Annotated in this window: 21 protein-coding genes; 7 read left to right on the top strand and 14 right to left on the bottom strand. The window is 67.0% G+C overall.

What is annotated here, in order from left to right:
- Positions 1-61: 61 nt before the first annotated feature.
- The 5 genes from OCK02_RS26200 to OCK02_RS04895 all read right to left on the bottom strand — a co-directional run bounded on the left by OCK02_RS26200 (position 62) and on the right by OCK02_RS04895 (position 5,798).
- Positions 62-367, bottom strand: a complete 306-nt coding sequence (locus OCK02_RS26200) for a type II toxin-antitoxin system RelE/ParE family toxin (protein ID WP_412178768.1) — start codon at positions 365-367, stop codon at positions 62-64.
- Positions 364-594 (bottom strand): type II toxin-antitoxin system ParD family antitoxin, encoded by a 231-nt coding sequence (locus tag OCK02_RS04910; RefSeq protein WP_263811832.1) that lies wholly within the window; start codon positions 592-594, stop codon positions 364-366. Before OCK02_RS04910 ends, OCK02_RS26200 begins: the two co-directional genes overlap by 4 nt.
- A gap of 63 nt (positions 595-657) precedes the next feature.
- Complete coding sequence (locus OCK02_RS04905) at positions 658-4,122, bottom strand: chromosome segregation SMC family protein (protein WP_263811831.1); 3,465 nt, start codon at positions 4,120-4,122, stop codon at positions 658-660.
- A 168-nt stretch (positions 4,123-4,290) separates the two neighbouring features.
- Complete coding sequence (locus OCK02_RS04900) at positions 4,291-5,151, bottom strand: DsbA family protein (protein WP_263811830.1); 861 nt, start codon at positions 5,149-5,151, stop codon at positions 4,291-4,293.
- 128 nt (positions 5,152-5,279) lie between these two features.
- Positions 5,280-5,798, bottom strand: coding sequence for a DUF721 domain-containing protein (locus OCK02_RS04895; protein WP_230802985.1), 519 nt, complete (start codon positions 5,796-5,798; stop codon positions 5,280-5,282).
- 116 nt (positions 5,799-5,914) lie between these two features.
- Here OCK02_RS04895 and mutY point away from each other — a divergent pair, with 116 nt between their 5' ends.
- Complete coding sequence (gene mutY, locus OCK02_RS04890; protein WP_263811829.1) at positions 5,915-7,042, top strand: A/G-specific adenine glycosylase; 1,128 nt, start codon at positions 5,915-5,917, stop codon at positions 7,040-7,042.
- A gap of 7 nt (positions 7,043-7,049) precedes the next feature.
- Complete coding sequence (locus OCK02_RS04885; RefSeq protein ID WP_263811828.1) at positions 7,050-7,664, top strand: HAD family hydrolase; 615 nt, start codon at positions 7,050-7,052, stop codon at positions 7,662-7,664.
- A gap of 332 nt (positions 7,665-7,996) precedes the next feature.
- On the opposite strand, the gene OCK02_RS04880 is transcribed toward OCK02_RS04885, so the two are convergent.
- Together OCK02_RS04880 and OCK02_RS04875 are read right to left on the bottom strand one after the other, a co-directional pair.
- Positions 7,997-8,188, bottom strand: a complete 192-nt coding sequence (locus tag OCK02_RS04880) for a hypothetical protein (protein ID WP_112593443.1) — start codon at positions 8,186-8,188, stop codon at positions 7,997-7,999.
- 261 nt (positions 8,189-8,449) lie between these two features.
- A complete protein-coding gene (locus tag OCK02_RS04875) occupies positions 8,450-9,580 on the bottom strand; it encodes a site-specific DNA-methyltransferase (RefSeq protein ID WP_263811827.1) in 1,131 nt (376 codons plus the stop codon).
- Positions 9,581-9,728: 148 nt separating this feature from the next.
- Between OCK02_RS04875 and OCK02_RS04870 the strand changes: the two genes are divergently transcribed.
- Genes OCK02_RS04870 through OCK02_RS04860 form a run of 3 tightly spaced genes read left to right on the top strand, consistent with a single transcriptional unit; the run spans position 9,729 to position 10,371 of the window.
- Positions 9,729-10,025: a nucleotidyltransferase family protein gene (locus OCK02_RS04870; RefSeq protein ID WP_263811826.1), complete on the top strand. Its 297-nt coding sequence runs from the start codon at positions 9,729-9,731 to the stop codon at positions 10,023-10,025.
- The gene (locus OCK02_RS04865) at positions 10,025-10,201 is read left to right on the top strand and encodes a hypothetical protein (protein WP_263811825.1); all 177 of its coding nucleotides are present in this window, start codon (positions 10,025-10,027) and stop codon (positions 10,199-10,201) included. The genes OCK02_RS04870 and OCK02_RS04865 overlap by 1 nt, the downstream gene beginning before the upstream one ends.
- Complete coding sequence (locus tag OCK02_RS04860; protein WP_263811824.1) at positions 10,198-10,371, top strand: DUF86 domain-containing protein; 174 nt, start codon at positions 10,198-10,200, stop codon at positions 10,369-10,371. The genes OCK02_RS04865 and OCK02_RS04860 overlap by 4 nt, the downstream gene beginning before the upstream one ends.
- 11 nt (positions 10,372-10,382) lie before the next feature.
- Here the strand turns inward: OCK02_RS04860 and OCK02_RS04855 are convergent, their stop codons facing one another.
- Both OCK02_RS04855 and OCK02_RS04850 read right to left on the bottom strand, forming a co-directional pair.
- On the bottom strand, positions 10,383-10,733 hold the full coding sequence (locus tag OCK02_RS04855; RefSeq protein WP_263811823.1) for an antibiotic biosynthesis monooxygenase family protein: 351 nt from the start codon (positions 10,731-10,733) through the stop codon (positions 10,383-10,385).
- Entirely contained in the window at positions 10,730-11,059 is a 330-nt protein-coding gene (locus OCK02_RS04850) for an NIPSNAP family protein (RefSeq protein ID WP_230802978.1), read from the bottom strand. Before OCK02_RS04850 ends, OCK02_RS04855 begins: the two co-directional genes overlap by 4 nt.
- Positions 11,060-11,135: 76 nt before the next feature.
- Between OCK02_RS04850 and OCK02_RS04845 the strand changes: the two genes are divergently transcribed.
- Positions 11,136-11,828, top strand: a complete 693-nt coding sequence (locus OCK02_RS04845) for an ArsR/SmtB family transcription factor (RefSeq protein ID WP_263811822.1) — start codon at positions 11,136-11,138, stop codon at positions 11,826-11,828.
- Between the two features lie 108 nt (positions 11,829-11,936).
- Here the strand turns inward: OCK02_RS04845 and OCK02_RS04840 are convergent, their stop codons facing one another.
- The 3 genes from OCK02_RS04840 to OCK02_RS04830 all read right to left on the bottom strand — a co-directional run bounded on the left by OCK02_RS04840 (position 11,937) and on the right by OCK02_RS04830 (position 13,870).
- A complete protein-coding gene (locus tag OCK02_RS04840) occupies positions 11,937-12,380 on the bottom strand; it encodes a DUF1284 domain-containing protein (protein ID WP_263811821.1) in 444 nt (147 codons plus the stop codon).
- Between the two features lie 13 nt (positions 12,381-12,393).
- A complete protein-coding gene (locus OCK02_RS04835; protein ID WP_263811820.1) occupies positions 12,394-12,981 on the bottom strand; it encodes a biotin transporter BioY in 588 nt (195 codons plus the stop codon).
- Between the two features lie 220 nt (positions 12,982-13,201).
- Complete coding sequence (locus OCK02_RS04830) at positions 13,202-13,870, bottom strand: GntR family transcriptional regulator (protein WP_263811819.1); 669 nt, start codon at positions 13,868-13,870, stop codon at positions 13,202-13,204.
- A gap of 159 nt (positions 13,871-14,029) precedes the next feature.
- Between OCK02_RS04830 and OCK02_RS04825 the strand changes: the two genes are divergently transcribed.
- Positions 14,030-14,719: an HAD family hydrolase gene (locus OCK02_RS04825; protein WP_230802973.1), complete on the top strand. Its 690-nt coding sequence runs from the start codon at positions 14,030-14,032 to the stop codon at positions 14,717-14,719.
- A gap of 53 nt (positions 14,720-14,772) precedes the next feature.
- Here OCK02_RS04825 and OCK02_RS04820 read toward each other — a convergent pair whose 3' ends face one another.
- Positions 14,773-15,294: a GNAT family N-acetyltransferase gene (locus tag OCK02_RS04820; protein ID WP_263811818.1), complete on the bottom strand. Its 522-nt coding sequence runs from the start codon at positions 15,292-15,294 to the stop codon at positions 14,773-14,775.
- 258 nt (positions 15,295-15,552) lie between these two features.
- Positions 15,553-16,098 carry a hypothetical protein gene (locus OCK02_RS04815; protein WP_230802971.1) on the bottom strand — a complete coding sequence of 182 codons (546 nt, stop codon included), beginning with the start codon at positions 16,096-16,098 and terminating at the stop codon, positions 15,553-15,555.
- Positions 16,099-16,505 lie beyond the last annotated feature (407 nt).

The raw sequence follows: 16,505 nt of genomic DNA, 5'->3' as shown, positions 1-16,505 counted from the left end.
TTCCTGCCCGGCCCTGACGGCCGGCGCGAGAGAGAATGCGGGAGCCGGGGATTGGTTCCGCTCAGGTGTCGAAAAAGGCCGGGAGGGTGTTCTGGCGGGCGTGAAGAACGCGGATCACGAGGATGGCGTCGCGGAACACCGTGTAGAAGACGATATGCTCGCGATAAGGAAAGGAGCGCAGACTGCCTGGCAGTTCCTGCCGCAGCCGACCGCTTTCCGGCCTGGCACTCAAGCGTCCGAGAAGATCGAACAGGCCGCCGACATAGGCTTCCGCCTGAGCATCACCCCAGGTTTCCAGCGTATAGGCGAGAATGGCATTGACATCCGCCTCCGCGCTGGCGGTAAACTGGTAGGCCGGAGCGCTCAGGAGAGAGCAGACCGCGCGCGAGAGAGAAACTCCGCCGCCGTGACGGCCCTGTGCCGACCGCTTTCGATGTCGTCCAGGCCTTCGCCCACCTTCTCCCGGAGCCGACCGATATAGGCCTCATGCAGGCGAAGCGCATCGTTGACGACGGCGCTGGCGTCATCGAAACGGCCGCTTTCGACCTCCTCGTCGATATACTTCTGTAGTTCCTTGCTGATCGAAACGTTCATCTGGCGCCTCCGGGACGACCGCAACTATAGCATGAAGGCCGCCTGGTCGAAAGCAGCTCCCCCCTACACCGCCTCGCGCAGTTGCTCTGCGGTCTGCAGGTCGACGGAGACGAGCTGGGAGACGCCCTGCTCGGCCATGGTGACGCCGAACAGGCGGTTCATGCGGGCCATGGTGATCGGGTTGTGGGTGATGATGACGAAGCGGGTCTCGGTCGAGGCCGCCATCTCGTCCATCAGGTTGCAGTAGCGCTCGACATTGTGGTCGTCGAGGGGCGCGTCGACCTCGTCGAGCACGCAGATCGGTGCGGGATTGGTGAGGAAGACGGCGAAGATCAGCGCCATCGCCGTCAGCGCCTGCTCGCCGCCCGAAAGCAGCGTCATCGTCTGCGGCTTCTTGCCCGGCGGGCGGGCGAGGATCTCGAGGCCGGCATCGAGCGGGTCCTCGCTCTCGATCAGTTGCAGTTCCGCAGTCCCCCCGCCGAAGAGATGGGTGAACAGCCGCTGGAACTGGGCGTTGACCACGTCGAAGGCGGCGAGCAGCCGCTCGCGGCCCTCGCGGTTCAGGCTCTGGATCGCCGAGCGCAGCTTGCGGATCGCCTCGATGATATCCTCGCGCTCGGTGACGATTGTCTGCAGCCTCTCCGACAGTTCCTTCTGCTCTTCTTCGGCGCGCAGGTTGACCGCGCCCAGCCGCTCGCGCTCGACCTTCAGCCGGTCGAGCTCCAGCTCGGTGTCGCGCGGGTCGGGCAGCGGCCGGTCGGGGGCATGCTCGGCGAGCTTCAACGCCTCGTGCGGGGCGCAATGAAGGGCCGCGCGGATGCGGGCCTCGCCGTCGAGGCGGCGCTCTCGGGCCGACACCAGCCGCTCCTCCGTGCGGCCGCGCTGCTCGCGGCATTCGGCCAGCTGCGACAGCGCCGTCGCCGCCGTGCGGTCGGCCTCGCGCTGGACGTTCTCGGCATCCTGCAGATGGTCGGCGGCGGCGCGCCGGGCCTCCTCGGCGCGGGCGAGCTCGCTCATCAGCGCGCGGCGGCGGTCCTCGATCTCTTCCGGCGCCTCGGCGATACGCTCCGCCTCGTCCTGCGCTTCGGCCTCGCGCTCGCGCAGCGAGGCGATGTGGCGCTCGGCATTGGCGGCGCGGTTGCGCCAGGTCTCGCGCTCGCTTGCGATCGCCGCCAGCCGGCGCTGCCGCTCGGCCATCTCGCGGGCGAGCCCGTCATGGAAGGCGCGCGCCTCGGCAAGGCCGGCGCGATCGGTGGCGACGGTCGCGGACTGGCCGGAAAGCCTGAGGTCGAGCCCGGCGATGTCGGGCGCATCCTCCAGCGCCGCGCGCGCCTCCTCCAACTGGTCGCCCGCCTCCTCGATCTGGGCCTGAAGCTGGGCGCCGGTCTCGTCGAGCACGGCGCGGCGGCGGATCAGTTCGCCGGACGCCCGCTCGGCGGCGTCGAGGGCGTCGCGCGCCTCGGCCAGCGCGCGGACCGCAAGCCGCTGCGCCTCGCGGCCGTCCTGCTGGACCTGGGCGGCGACGCGGATCGCAGCACTGGCGTCGGCGAGGCGGGCCTCGGCAGCTGAAAGGGCGGCGCGCGCCTCGTCCAGTTCGCCCTCCAGTTCGCGCAAGCGGTTCTTCTGCGCCAGCCGCAGGGCGGCGGCACTCGGCGCATCGGCGCCGGCGACGTGCCCGTCCCAGCGGAACACGGCGCCTTCGCGGGTAACCAGCCGCTGGCCGGGCCTAAGGCCTGCGAGAAGGGAAAGCGCCGTCGCCTCGTCCGCGACGACGCCGATCTGGCGCAGGCGGCGGGTCAGCACGTCCGGCGCGCGGACATGGGCCAGAAGCGGCACCGTGCCATCGGGCAGCGGCGCATCGGCCGCGCCGTCGCCGACAAGGCGCCAATGGGCGGCGGCGGCGGTATCGGCGGGCGAATCCAGGTCGTCGCCCAGCGCCGCGCCGAGCGCCGTCTCGAAGCCCTTGTCGACCTGCACGTCTTCCACGACCGGCGAAAACGAGCCGCCGGCGGCGCCCGCCTCCAGCATGCGGCGGATCGTGCGCGTCTCGGTCTCGATCGCATTGACCCCGCCGCGGGCGGTCTCGACCGGACCGCGGGCCTCGACCTCGGCGGCGCGCGCCTCCTCCAGCGCCTCCTCGGCCTCGGCCAGCCGCTCGCCGGCCTCTTCCAGCGCCGCCTCGGCCGACTGCACGTCCTGGCGCTTCTGCTCGGGATCCGGCAGGGCGGCGATGCGCTCGGCAATGGCGGAAATCTCGGCCTCGAGGTTCGAAAACTGCTGGGCGAGCCGCGCCTGCCGGTCGGAAAGGTCGCGAATGGTCTTTTCCAGCTGGTTGCGGACGGCCTGCGCCTCGGCGCGCTCGGCGGTGATCTCGCCCAGCACCTGCTCGCTCGCAGACAGGCGATGGGCCGCCTCGTCCATCGCCTCGCGGGCGGCGGCGGCGCGGTCGTCGGCCTCGCCCAAAATGTCGCCGATCTCCTGCTCCTCTTCGGCGAGCCGCTCCAGTGCCTGCGCGTTGTCTGCGACCATCGCCTCCTCGCGGGCGATGTCCTCGGAAAGCTGCGCGAGCCTGCGGGCCAGTTCGTCGCGGCGGCGCAGAAGGCGTCCGGCGTCCTCTTCCAGTTGCGCGCGGGCGATCTGCAGGCGTTGCAGCGCGGCTGCGAGCTTCGCCTCGTTCTCGCGCAGCTCCGGCAGCTTAAGGCTGGCGACCGCCTGGGCCTTGGCCGCCTCCATCTGCGCCTGCGCCCGCTCGGCCACGAGCGAGGTCGCCTGGTTCAACTGGCTCTCGGCCTCGCCCTCGGCCTCCTTCGCCTGCGCCCAGCGGATGTGCAGCAGCATCGCCTCATGGCGGCGGATATCGGCGGACAGCATCTTGAAGCGGTTCGCCTGGCGCGACTGGCGCTTGAGGCTGTCGATCTGGCTTTCGAGCTGCGAGGTGACGTCGTCGAGGCGCTCGAGATTGGTTTCGGCGGCGCGCAGGCGAAGCTCGGCCTCGTGGCGGCGCGAATGCAGGCCCGAGATGCCGGCCGCCTCTTCCAGCAGTTGTCGGCGCGCCTGGGGTTTGGCCTGGATCAGTTCGCCTATCCGCCCCTGCCCGACCATGGAGGGCGAGCGCGCGCCGGTGGAGGCATCGGCGAAGAGAAGCTGCACGTCCTTGGCGCGCGCCTCCTTGCCGTTGATGCGGTAGACCGAGCCCTGCTCGCGCTCGATGCGGCGGGAGACCTGGATCTCGTCAGCATCGTTGAAGGCGGCGGGCGCGGTGCGGTCGAAATTCTCAAGATAGAGGCCGACCTCGGCAGTATTGCGGGCCGGGCGGTTGCCGGAGCCGGAGAAGATCACGTCGTCCATGCCGGACGCGCGCATGTTCTTGTAGGAATTCTCCCCCATCACCCAGCGCAGCGCCTCGACGAGGTTCGACTTGCCGCAGCCGTTGGGCCCGACAACGCCGGTGAGCCCCCGCTCGATGACGAATTCGGTCGGCTCGACGAAGGACTTGAAACCCTGCAGGCGGAGCTTGGTGAATTTCATGGGGCCACCCTCCCCTTGAGGGGGAGGGTCGGAGCGAAGCGCCGGGGTGGGGTGATCGCCGCGGATGTCACCCCCACCCGCGTTATCGCGCGACCTCCCCCCTCAAGGGGGAGGTAGGATCGGCACACACCCAAGCCCCCGGCGCCCGCAAGGATTGCGGGACCAGTCTCAGAGCTTGCTGTCGATGAGGGCCGACATGACGTCAACCGACATATCTCCGGAATAGCGCTGTCCGTTGACGAGGAAGGTCGGCGTCGCCGCGACACCGAATTCCTTGGCACCGCGCTCGCGTACCGCGTTCACATCATCGAGAAGTTTCTGGTTCGTCAAGCAGGCTTCGAAGCTCTGCTGTGTAAAACCGGCCAGCTTCGACATCTGCAGCAGCGCATCGCGGCCGTTTTCGGCCGCAGCCCACTGTTCCTGCTGCTTGAACAGCATGGAGACCATCGGGAAATACTGCTCCGGCGGGGCGCAGCGGGCGAGCATGAAGGCGGCTGCGGCGCGCGGGTCGAAGGGGAACTCGCGCAGGATGAAGCGCACCTTGCCGCTGTCGACATACTTGGCCTTGATCGCGTCGAAGGTCTCGTTGTGGAACTTGGCGCAGTGCGGGCAGGTCATCGACATGTATTCGACGATCGTCACCGGTGCGTTGGCCTCGCCGATCGCCATTTCCGGAAGCGGGCCGGGCTCCAGCACCTTGGCCATGTCGACGTCGCCGTCGGAGGCCGGAAGCTCGACGCTTGCCGCCGGCGCAGCCTGCGTGGTCGCTGTCTGGGCGGTTTCGGTCTGGGCGGCCTCTGTCTGGGTTGCCTCTGTGGTCGCGGCCGGGGCTGCGGCAGGGGCCGAAGCGGTATCGGCGCCTGCGGCCGGAGCGGGCTGCGTCGCAGCGCTCTCGGTGGTCGCCTGGCTCTCCGGAGCCGCCGAGGTCTCCTTCTTCTCCTCGCTGCAGGCGGCGAGCGTAACCGCCAGCGCAGCCACGGCGACGCCACCCATAAGACGCTTGAACGGGCTCATTGCGGAAAGGGACATGGTCTCTCCTGTAGGGACAAGTAAAAATGCTTCGATCGCCGGGATATACCGGCTTCATGTTGCGAACAAGCTGTGCCCACACCATGACCTTCAAAGAATTGTGACCTTGTGATGTTGTGCCGCAGCCCTCACCGCCGCGGTTCGCCCTTGCGGCCGAGGACTGCGGTGCCGAGCCGCTTCAGCGCCGCCTTCAGCGCGTCGCCCTCGATCCCCTCGACCAGTTCGTCCAGGTGACGCGCCGCCGCGCCGGTGAGCGGCCGCGGGGGGCGGCGGCGCCTTGCCGGCGGCGTCACCGGCTTCTGCACGATGCGGATCTGCCGGATCGCCGGATAGCCGAAGAAGCCGTTGATGCGCTGGATAAGCTCGCCCTGCTGATGCGACAGAAACAGCGCGCGCGAGCCCTCGCAGGCGATCGTCAGCGTGCCGGGCTGGTGGCCACCGTCCTCGCCGGCCATCTCCGACACCCGGCGCGGCCAGGCGATCTTCTCCGGCCGGCTGCATTCCGCGAACGCACTGCCGGCGATCTCGTCCCAGGACCCGAGCAGCATCGTGCTAATGCCGGCGCGCCTGGCGAGCACGGGATCGATCAGGCCGTTGGCGACCTCGCTGATCTGCTGGGCACCCTTGCGGGCGGGTCGGGAATTCACGTCAGGCACTCCACAGGCATTCCAGCGGAAAATATTCCTCGACAGGCGAGATTTGCCTTGAAGAAACGGCGCTGCTTCGCCAGTTATACGCTTCCTTATCGCGTCCAGGCAAACTGATGACGAATTCACCCGCCGCAGACCAGACCGGAAAGATCGTCGCCTGGTACGACCGGCACCACCGCGACCTGCCCTGGCGCATCTCGCCGCCGATGGCGGCCCGCGGCATCCGGCCGGATCCCTACAGGGTCTGGCTTTCGGAGGTGATGCTGCAGCAGACCACCGTGCAGGCGGTGAAATCCTACTTCGCGCTGTTCACAGCCAAATGGCCGACCGTCACCGACCTCGCCGAGGCAGAGACAGAGGAGGTGATGAAGGCCTGGGCCGGGCTCGGCTATTATGCGCGGGCCCGCAACCTGAAGAAATGCGCCGAAGCCGTGGCGTTTTCGCATGACGGGCGCTTCCCCGATACCGAGGAGGGCCTGAAGGCCTTGCCCGGCATCGGCGACTATACCGCAGCCGCCATCGCCGCGATCGCCTTCGACAGGCCGGCGGCCGTGCTCGACGGCAATGTCGAACGCGTCATCTCGCGGCTGCACGCCGTCGACGCCCCCCTGCCCGGCTCCAAGCCGCTGATGCGCGCCCTTGTGGCGAAGATGACGCCCGGCGAGCGGCCGGGGGACTTCGCCCAGGCGATGATGGACCTCGGCGCCACGATCTGCACGCCGCGACGGCCGGCCTGCGCACTCTGTCCGGTGAACGGCTCCTGCACGGCCCTTGCGAGCGACGACCCGGAGCGCTTTCCGGTGAAGGCGGGGAAAAAGGAAAAGCCGGTGCGTCTCGGCGCCGCTTTCGTCGCCGTCGACGAGACGGGGGCAGTATTTTTGCGCAAGCGGCCCGGCCACGGGCTGCTCGGCGGCATGACCGAGGTGCCGAACACCGACTGGACGGCAAGGCAGGACGGCGCAACCGGCGCAGACGCCGCTCCCTTCGATGCGGCGTGGCACGATTGCGGGACTGTCGTCCACGTGTTCACGCATTTCGAGTTGCGCCTGACGGTGTTCCGCTCCAGGGTCGGCCGCGCGACCGCCGCAGAGCAGGTCGCGGGACCGGGATGGTGGGAGCCGGAGGAGAACCTTGCAGGAGAGGCGCTGCCGAGCGTCATGAAGAAAGCAATCGCAAAGGCTATTCCGGACGCGTTCCAGCCGCGGCCCCGCGCAATAGAGCCGATGCAATCGAGAGGGTAAGCATCCCATGACCATCGAAATCCATCACATCGTCTTCGACATCGGCCGGGTGCTGATCCATTACGACCCTCACATCCCGTTCAGCCGGCTGATCCCCGACGATGCGGAGCGCAACTGGTTCTTCGCCAATGTCTGCACGCACGACTGGAACCTGGAGCAGGACCGCGGCCGGGCCTGGGAGGACGCCGAAGCACTGCTGATCAGGGACTATCCCGACCACGAGGAAAACATCCGCGCGTTCCGCAGGCACTGGCAGGAGATGGTCTCGCACGCCTATGTCGAGAGCGTCGCGATCATGGAGACGCTGGTGGCCGACGGTCGCGACGTCACCATGCTGACCAATTTCGCCGCCGACACCTTCCGGGAGGCGCGCAAGCTCTACCCCTTCCTCGACCTGCCGCGCGGGGTGACGGTTTCGGGTGAGATCGGCCTGATCAAGCCGGACGCCGCCATCTACGAGCGGCATGCGCGCGACTTCGACCTCGTACCGGCGCACACGCTCTTCATCGACGATGCGGAGAAGAACGTCGAAGGTGCACGCGCCGCCGGCTGGAACGCCGTGCACTTCACGGATGCCGAGAAGTTGAAGAGCGATCTCGCCGCGCACGGCATCACGCTCTGACCGCTTCGCCTGACAAGCCGGGCCAGTTGACGAACCATGACGAAAAACGCCCGGGGCCGTTGCCGGTCCCGGGCGTTTTCGTCTCTCCGGGACTGAAGGTACGAAACCGGAAAGACGGAAGCTCTGTCTGTCTGCCGCCGACCTTAGGCCCGGATGGTTAACCGCCGCTGAACGCCGGCCGCCAAAGCGGGTATTCTCCGAACATTCGCAATGACTTGCATTCCCACACCCAAGGAAAGGGCGTTGAGCTACGTACCGCAGCAGAGACAGGATGTGATGTCTGGAGAGAAGACGCGCGAGCGGCGCCTCGAGGAAGGCTTTCCGGCCGGATTTCAGCAGCGGGAGCGATTGTTGGGACGAACGATGTTCATCTGCAGTTCGTGGGCGGAAGCATAGCGGCCGAGTATCTTGATCAGCCTTTGCTCTTCCCTCCGGCTGACGCCGGCCTTTCGGCAGTATTCGGAAACCTCCCAGACACGCTTTGCCTGTTCCGGATCGAGGTTGCCGATTTCGATATGCCTCATGATCGCCTCCCGCTTGACACGTTAAGAATGCAATCCGACGCCCCAGGTTCCACCGGTTTTCTGATTGTTGTCGGTGGCCGTCATTTCCTCCCGCTATGGACCAGGGCATTGTGCCCACACAGTCGCGGCTTTGTCCATGTCTACCTGCGGGCGAATTGCCGCGAGCCTCGTGCGCGCAGCCGAAACTGCCGCGACCTCCGGCGCAGGGAACGCCGAAGGCCGCGACAGGAGGTATGCTTGGCAGTCCGTTTCGCGGCCGGCTCAGCCTTCGAGCTTCGCCATGTCGCTGCGGATGACGGAACGGAGTGCGTCGATCGGCTTCAGCTCGCTGCCCTCGGCATAGTGCCAGAAGGTCCAGCCGTTGCAGGCATCCAGCCCCTGCACCTTCGCGCCGACGCGGTGGATCGAGCCGGCATCGGCACCCGAGGCAATGGTGCCGTCGGCGCGCACGATGGCGCTGTGGCGGCGGCGCGCGTCCGTCAGCACCGTGCCGGGGGCGATCAGGCCGCTTTCGACCAGCGTGTTGAAGGCGACGCGCGGCTCGGCCTTTTTGCCGGTCATGACCGTCAGCGTCTGGTTGCCGAGCGGCTGGACCGCGTTGATGCGGGCAAGGGCCGCATCGATATAGTCCTGCTCGCGCTCGATGCCGACGAAGTGGCGGCCGAGACGCTTGGCGACCGCGCCTGTCGTGCCGGAGCCGAAGAAGGGATCGAGCACGACGTCGCCGGGCTTCGAAGACGCCATGATGACGCGGGCAAGCAGCGCCTCCGGCTTCTGCGTCGGATGGACCTTCTTGCCGTTCTCGTCCTTCAGCCGCTCGCCTCCCGAGCAGATCGGAAACAGCCAGTCGGAGCGCATCTGCACGTCGTCGTTGGCCGCCTTCATGGCGTCGTAGTTGAAGGTGTAGCCCTTGGCCTTGGGATCGCGGCTCGCCCAGATCATCGTCTCGTGCGCGTTCTGGAAGCGGCGGCCCTTGAAGTTGGGCATCGGATTGGTCTTGCGCCAGACGACGTCGTTGAGGATCCAGAAGCTGAGGTCCTGCAGCGTGGCGCCGACGCGGAAGATGTTGTGGTAGGAGCCGATCACCCAGATGGTGCCGTTCGGCTTGAGCACGCGGCGGCAGGCAAGCAGCCAGGCACGGGTGAAGGCGTCGTAGGCCTCGAAGGAGGCGAACTGGTCCCATTCGTCGTCGACGGCATCGACGAGGCTCTGGTCGGGCCGGTGCAGAGCTCCGCCGAGCTGGAGATTGTAGGGCGGATCGGCGAAGATGACGTCCACCGACTGGTCCGGCAGGGCGTCGAGCGCTGCGACGCAGTCGCCGCGGATGATCGTGTCCAGCCAGCCATTGGGGCGGACCGAACGGGCTTCTGCAAGCGAAAGAACATGGGACATCGGATACTCGCTGATACGCTTACTCGGATACGGACTTCTTGGCCCTTATGGTTACCGAAGATGGTTACCGAAGGGTGAAGGCAGAGCGCGCCGCCAGCGAAATATTCGCCGCATGGAAAACAGGCCCCGATGCGGTAGAACTGCGGGCATGAGAAAGAGCGAGGCGATAGAACGGCTGTTGAAGAACGAGGACGCCATCCGCGCCCTTGGCGCCACCTCGCTCTATCTGTTCGGCTCGGTCGCCCGCGACGAGGCCGGACAGGAGAGCGACGTCGACCTTTTCATCGACTATGATCTCGAAAGCCGCTTCAACGCCTTCGACCTCATCGGGATCAAGCTGTTTCTCGAACAGGAGCTCGACACGACAGTGGACCTCACGACCAGGGACGGCCTTCACCCTCGGTTAAGATCGCGAATTCTGGACGCAGCGACGCAGGTCTTTTGATGGCCCGACAGATCCGCCACGTGCTCGAGGACATGCTTGAGGCGATCGAAGGAATCTCGACGGCCTCCCAAGGCAAATCGTTTTCCGACTACCAGAGCGACTGGCTGCTGCGCCATGGCCTCGAGCGGGGAACGAAATCATATCCGAAGCGAGCCGCTCGCTGCCTGAGACAATGAAAGCCCTGCATCCGCAAGTGCCGTGGCCGCAGGTCAAGACGATCGGCAATGTCCTGCGGCACGAATATCACGGACTGTCCGACAAGATCTTGCGGGGCGTCATCGTCGATGAGATGCCGAAGCTTCGTGCGGCGATCGACGATCTCCGCCGGCGCCTTCCTGAGGAGTAGCCCCGCCCCTCTCAGGCCGCATCGTGCGCCGTCCGGCTATCTTCCGGCGCTCCGTCGCGCTCGAACATGCCGTAGTCGCGCAGCACCTTGACCACCCGCAGGCGGTAATCGGCGAAGACGCCGTTGCGGCCGGCCTTCTGGGCCGTGCGGTGATCGGCGCGGTTGCGCCAGGCCGCAACCGCGGCCTCGTCGCGCCAGAAGGACAGGGACAGGATCTTGCCCGGCACCGACAGGCTCTCGAAGCGCTCGATTGCGACGAAGCCGTCGATCTCCTGCAATTGCGCCACGAGGCTTGCGGCGAGGTTCAGATAGACGTCGCGGCGACCGGGCGCGGGCGCGACCTCGAAGATGACGGCGATCATCGCTGCACCCGATCGGCATGCGGCATCGAGACGTTCTTCAGGAAGATGCGGTCCTCCTTGAGGATGAAGCGCTCGCGGCGGGCGAAGGCGTAGTTCTCCGCCCCCAGCGGATCGGCGGCGAGCCGGGCGCGATAGGCCTCGTAGGCGGCGAGGCTTTCGATGGTGTAGACGCCGTAGGCGGTCGTCGCCGAGCCCTCGTGCGGGGCGAAATAGCCGATCAGGCCGGCGCCGTTCCTCGGGATCGCCTCGCCCCAGTTCCTGGCATAGGCGGCAAACTCCTCCTTCTTGAACGGGTCGATCTCGTAGCGGATGAAGCAGGTGATCATCGTTGCGTCCTTCTCTGTTTCGATGACTGCAGGATGGCATGTTGCGCAGCGGCAATGCTTCGGTTACGATCGAAGTATGAAAGAAGGACCCGACATTGCCCAGATCGGCGCGCTGATCGGCGATCCCGCCCGCGCCAACATGCTGGCCGTGCTGATGGGCGGCCGGGCGCTGACGGCGACGGAGCTTGCAGGCGCAGCCGGCATCACCCTTTCGACGGCGAGCTCGCATCTAGCGAAGCTGGAAGCGGGCGGCCTCGTCAGCCAGCGCAAGCAGGGACGGCATCGCTATTTCGCGCTCGCCGACGACGAGGTGGGGCTGATGCTGGAGGGGCTGATGGGCTTTGCCGCCCATCGCGGCTTCCTGCGCGCCCGGCCCGGCCCGAAGGACCCGGCGCTGCGCAAGGCGCGCGTCTGCTACAACCACCTTGCCGGCGACTTCGGCGTGCGCATGCTCGACCGGCTGGTCGCCGACGGGCATGTCGCAATCGACGGCGACGACGCGGCGCTGACTGCCGAGGGCGAAGCGAAGATGGCCGGGATCGGCATCGACGTCACCGGGCTCAGGAGCCAGCGGCGGCCGGTCTGCCGCACCTGCCTCGACTGGAGCGAACGGCGCTCGCATCTTGCAGGCTCGCTCGGCGAGGCGCTGCTTTCGCGCTTCATCGAGATGGGCTGGGCACGGCGCAGCGACGACAGCCGCGCGATCGGCTTCACGCCGAAAGGCGAGCGGCAGTTCCTCGACCTGTTCCCGCAGCCGGAACGCCGCTGAGCAAAGGCGGCATTTGCGAAAGCCGAATCGAATTCGGGGCTTGGCGGGCGACCCTCACAGTTCGATTCGCCCTGTTGCGGCGGCGCGTGAAGCGGCTGCGGCGACACTTCAACTGCCTTCGCCGGTGGCCGGCGCCCTGCCCACGAGGACGCCGGGAAAGCCGTGGGCTGAGACACGCGAACAGAGATCGCCCCACTCGCAACCGCCGCAGGCTGTGCGCAGATCCCCGCCGGCGAAGGCGGAGCGCAGGCGCTCCAGCAGCGCCTCGTCCGGCAAAATGGTCGTGCCTGCGGCCACGGCCCTCCCGGTGAGGACGGATACGGCCTCCGCCGCCTGCCGGTCGCGCCCGGCAACGCTTTCGTCGCGGCAGTGGGTGTCGCCGTCCATGAGCGGCGCGCAGATGTCGTCCGGCCCCTCGACGACGAGGATGGTCTCGCCCGCCGAAAGCCGGCGGGCGATCGCCCTGTAGTTGTCGACGAAGGCGGGGCTGTAGCCCTTGCCGACGAAGGTCAACATGCAGAGCAGGTGATGGGCGCGGAGCCGGACGGTCACGGTGCTGCGGCGGTCAGGACAGGTCGTGCACGAGCCGGGGTGCCACGGCCTTCAGCACGGCGGCGGCGAGCGCGGACTTCAGCACGGCGCCGAGCACGAAGGGGACGACGCCCAGCATCAGCGCCTTCTCCAGGCCAATCAGCGTCGCGAGCCATGCGCCGCCGAGCGCCAGGCAGAAGATGTTGGCGGCAAAATGCGCCGCGAAGCTCGCAACGATCCGGCTGCCGGTCCAGCCGCGTTCGGCCAGCCAGCCGACCATGGCCGCCATCAGCGGGAAGGAGACGAGGTAGCCCGCGGTCGGCCCGACGAAATGGGCGATGCCGCCTGCCCCGCCGGCAAGCACCGGCAGGCCGGCCATGCCCTCGCCGAGCCAGGCCAGCACGGTCAGCGTGCCGAGCCGCCAGCCGTAGAGCGCGCCGATCATGGTGACGGCGAAGGTCTGCATCGTGATCGGCACCGGCACCATCGGCACGCTGATGCGCGAAGCGAGCGCCAGCGCCAGCGTGCCGGCCAGCACGAAGGCGATGCGCATCGGCACTGAGCGCGCATTGAGGCGCAAGGGATCGAAACCGGACGGGCCGGCGGCAGCAAGTTGGAACATCAATATCCTCCTGAAGGGACTTATAGATAACCGGAATAATTATCTATAATTTTGAAGCTAGATCGAAATTCGCCAAACCGTCAAGCAGGAGAACGGCGGCGTGGGCGCGACACCGGCAGGCAATATACGCGCCGACGTGCCGGAAATGCGGGCTTTCGGCACGAGAAAAAATTATAGATAATTCACAGATTGCGCGCCCGACGACCCGGACAGCCGCCCGTCAACCGACGATCGAGAAGATCTCGCGGGTCTCGCCGGTGGCGTTGCGCACGGGGGTGCGGCCGATCCACTGCACGTGGCGGCCGAGGATCGAGACGGCCTCCTCGCCGTTGCCGCCCCTGAGTGCTGCGAGGATGGCGCGATGATCGTGGTCAGTGCGCGGCTGCCAGCTCGACTGCCAGGCGGAAAAGAGGAAGCGGGCGCTGGCAGCATGCAGGTCGTCGATCGAGGCCATGAGGCGCGGCATGGCGCAGGGTTCCAGGATCAGGCGATGGAAGGCCCGGTTGGCCGCCTCCCAGGCGCGCACGTCGCGCGCGGCATCGGCCGCCGCGGTCGCCTCGGCCGCCCGATCGAGGATGGCCGACGTCAGGTTGGCAATGGCGTGGCGCAAGGCCAGCACCTCGAGCGCCGCGCGCATCTCGGCCACTTCACGCACCTCGGCCAGATCGAAGGCTGCGACGCGCACGCCGCGGCGCGGCTCGCTGACGGCCAGCCCCTGCGCCTCCAGCCGCCGGAACGCCTCGCGGACCGGGACATGACTGGCGCCGAATTCCTCGGCCAGATGGTCCTGCCGCAGGCGCGCGCCGGGCGGCAGCGCGCCGGAGATGATCCGCTCGGCGAGAACGCGGCTGATGCGGCTTGCGATCGTATCGTCTTGGCTGTTCGTCATACGCTACTGATAGAAGGCCCGGCCGGGCCTGTCGAGCGCGCCGAGGCCCGCAGCCGATGTTGAGCTTTGCGGCCGCATCGTATACATGCCTCCGCATATCCATCTTGCGCCGCACCGCGGTCGCGCCGGCGTCACGCCCCTCCCGATAGGACAGTTTCCATGGAAGGTTTCGACCTCATCATTTTCGATTGCGACGGCGTTCTCGTCGATTCCGAAATCATCGCGGCGGAGGTCGAATCCCGCCTCCTGACCGAGGCCGGCTATCCGATCGGCGTCGAGGAAATGGGCGAGCGCTTCGCCGGCATGACCTGGCACAACATCCTGCTCACCATCGAGCGCGAGGCCTCCATCCCGCTTTCGGCAACGCTGCTCGACAAGTCGGAGAAGCTGCTCGACGCGCGGCTGGCCAACGAGGTCAAGGTGATCGACGGCGTCAAGTTCGCCCTGTCGCGGCTGCGCCGTCCCTATTGCATCTGCTCCAACTCGGCATCGCACCGGCTGGACCTGATGCTGACGCGGGTCGGGCTGAAGGAGATCTTCGCGCCGCACATCTATTCGGCCAAGGACCTCGGCCCCGACCGGGTCAAGCCGAAGCCGGACATCTTCCTGCACGGTGCGGCCCAGTTCGGCGCCGATCCGGCCCGCACGCTGGTGGTCGAGGATTCCGTGCACGGCATCCACGGGGCACGGGCCGCCGGCATGCGCGTCGTCGGCTTCACCGGCGCCTCGCACACCTACCCCTCGCATGCCGACCGGCTGACCGACGCCGGCGCCGAGACGGTGATCTCGCGCATGAGCGACCTGCCGGGCGTGATCGCGGCACTGGCGGAGTGGCAGGAGGCGATGTGAGGGTGAGGCAATAGGCAGTAGGCGGTGGGCATGTATCCCCCGGGGCGACGGGACTACCCCGCTGCAAGAGGGGCCTCCATGAAAATGAGATGGTTGTGCAGTTCGGGAGGCGCGTCGTAGTAGGGCGCGATCTCTTCGAAACCGAGAGAGCGGTAGAGGCCAAGCGCCTCATCGTGGTTGCGCCCGGTATCCAGCCGCATGATGGCGTAGCCCCGCTCGGCCGCGACGCGCACGATGCTTTCGGCGAGGCGACGGCCGAGCCCCAAGCCCCGCCCCTCCGGGCTGATGAACATGCGCTTCATCTCGCAGGTGCGATCATCGATCCGCTGCATCATCACGCAGCCGACCACCTTTCCGTTCAGGCGGGCAACAAGGATATCTCCATCCGGAGCCGCATGAATCCTCGGCAGGCTGTCCAGAAGCGCGGCCCATTGTTCCGGCGTGTAGTAGCGGTCGACGAACCAGGCGTTCTCGCCATAGCGCCACCGGCACCAGTCGAGAAAGTCGTTGCACAAGGCTCGAATGGCAGGGAAGTCGTCAGGTACGGCTGGACCGATCTGTGAGTTCTGTTCCACCTCTGCACCTCGCTCACGAGTTCTGCATCGGCAAGCGAACACTCCTTCCCGCGTTGCATAGACGCCGAAAAGAAGGCCGCGGTCGTGCTGGGCCCGAGCAATCCTGCACCGGGAGCTTGGAAATTCTCCCGCCCGGCGCCAAGTGCCCAAGCCATCATCAACTCTAGTCGAAACGCGTCTTGCGGACAATCTGCAGCAGCCTCGCCCGGCAAGCGCCGGAAGGCGCCCCAGCTATTGGCTACTGCCTACTGCCTCGCTTCACTGCGTATTGTACGGCCCTTCGTCGAAGCCGACGTAGATCTTCGAGAAGCTGCCGGCGCCGCCGGGGAGGACGACCTGTGCGTCGGTGAAGACGTATTGCGCCGTGCCTTCCGGCGGGATCGTCACGCTGAACTTGCTGAGGTTGGAATAGAGCGTCTTGCTGCCGTCGGTGGCGGCGACGCGGATGGGCAGCGTGACGGCGCCGGAGGCGCCTGCGGGACCGGAAACGACGCGGCCCTGCGCCATGACGGTGACCGTCAGGTTGCTCTCGTTCTGCACGCACTGGCGCGTGGTGGCGGACAGCGTCGCCTGGTAGAGCAGCTTTTGCGGATCGTCCTTCGCGCCGCGGGCATAGGCCCGGTGCACGGCGGTGCCTTCGCGCAGGTAGACCTGCGGGCAGGCGCCCTGGATGACCGACGGCTGCGAGGCCTGCTGTCCGATGCCGCCGGCGACGCCCATTTCGCCCGGCTTGTCGGTCTGGCTGCACCCTGCGGCGATGGCGAGTAGAGAGATGCCGAGAAGGCGGCGTGTCTTACCAATCACGTGTGTCTCACCCCTGCATTCGGACTTCTGGCGCCCGCTACAACTTATAAAAAACGGGCCTTTCTCGACCCTCGCGGATGCTCTATAGCAGCGGTGCGGCAAAAAATCGATTGTCCAAAACCGGCCTTCCACTTTTTGCTGCATCGGTCCGCATGGCAGGATTCCCCTTGGAGAAACATGCGACGGAGAAGGCTTCGGGCGAGCTGCTTTGCCATCGTCCGCCGCAACGGGAACCGCGCATGCCGCCCGGTTCGGATATGTCCAGAGGGCGCGGCAGGGACCGCGGCCGAACAGAAGGATGTTTCGTGACCACCGTCCTGCACAGACCGGCTCCGCCGCCCGCCATGCCCGCCCGCCATGCCCGCCCTCCAGAAGCCTGCCCACCGCAGGCCTGTCGTTCACTTTCA

Source organism: Rhizobium sp. TRM96647 (genome assembly GCF_025780115.1).
Classification (GTDB): domain Bacteria; phylum Pseudomonadota; class Alphaproteobacteria; order Rhizobiales; family Rhizobiaceae; genus Mycoplana.
The sequence above is the reverse complement of the archived record's forward strand: the minus strand, read 5'-3'. Positions and strand labels throughout refer to the sequence as shown.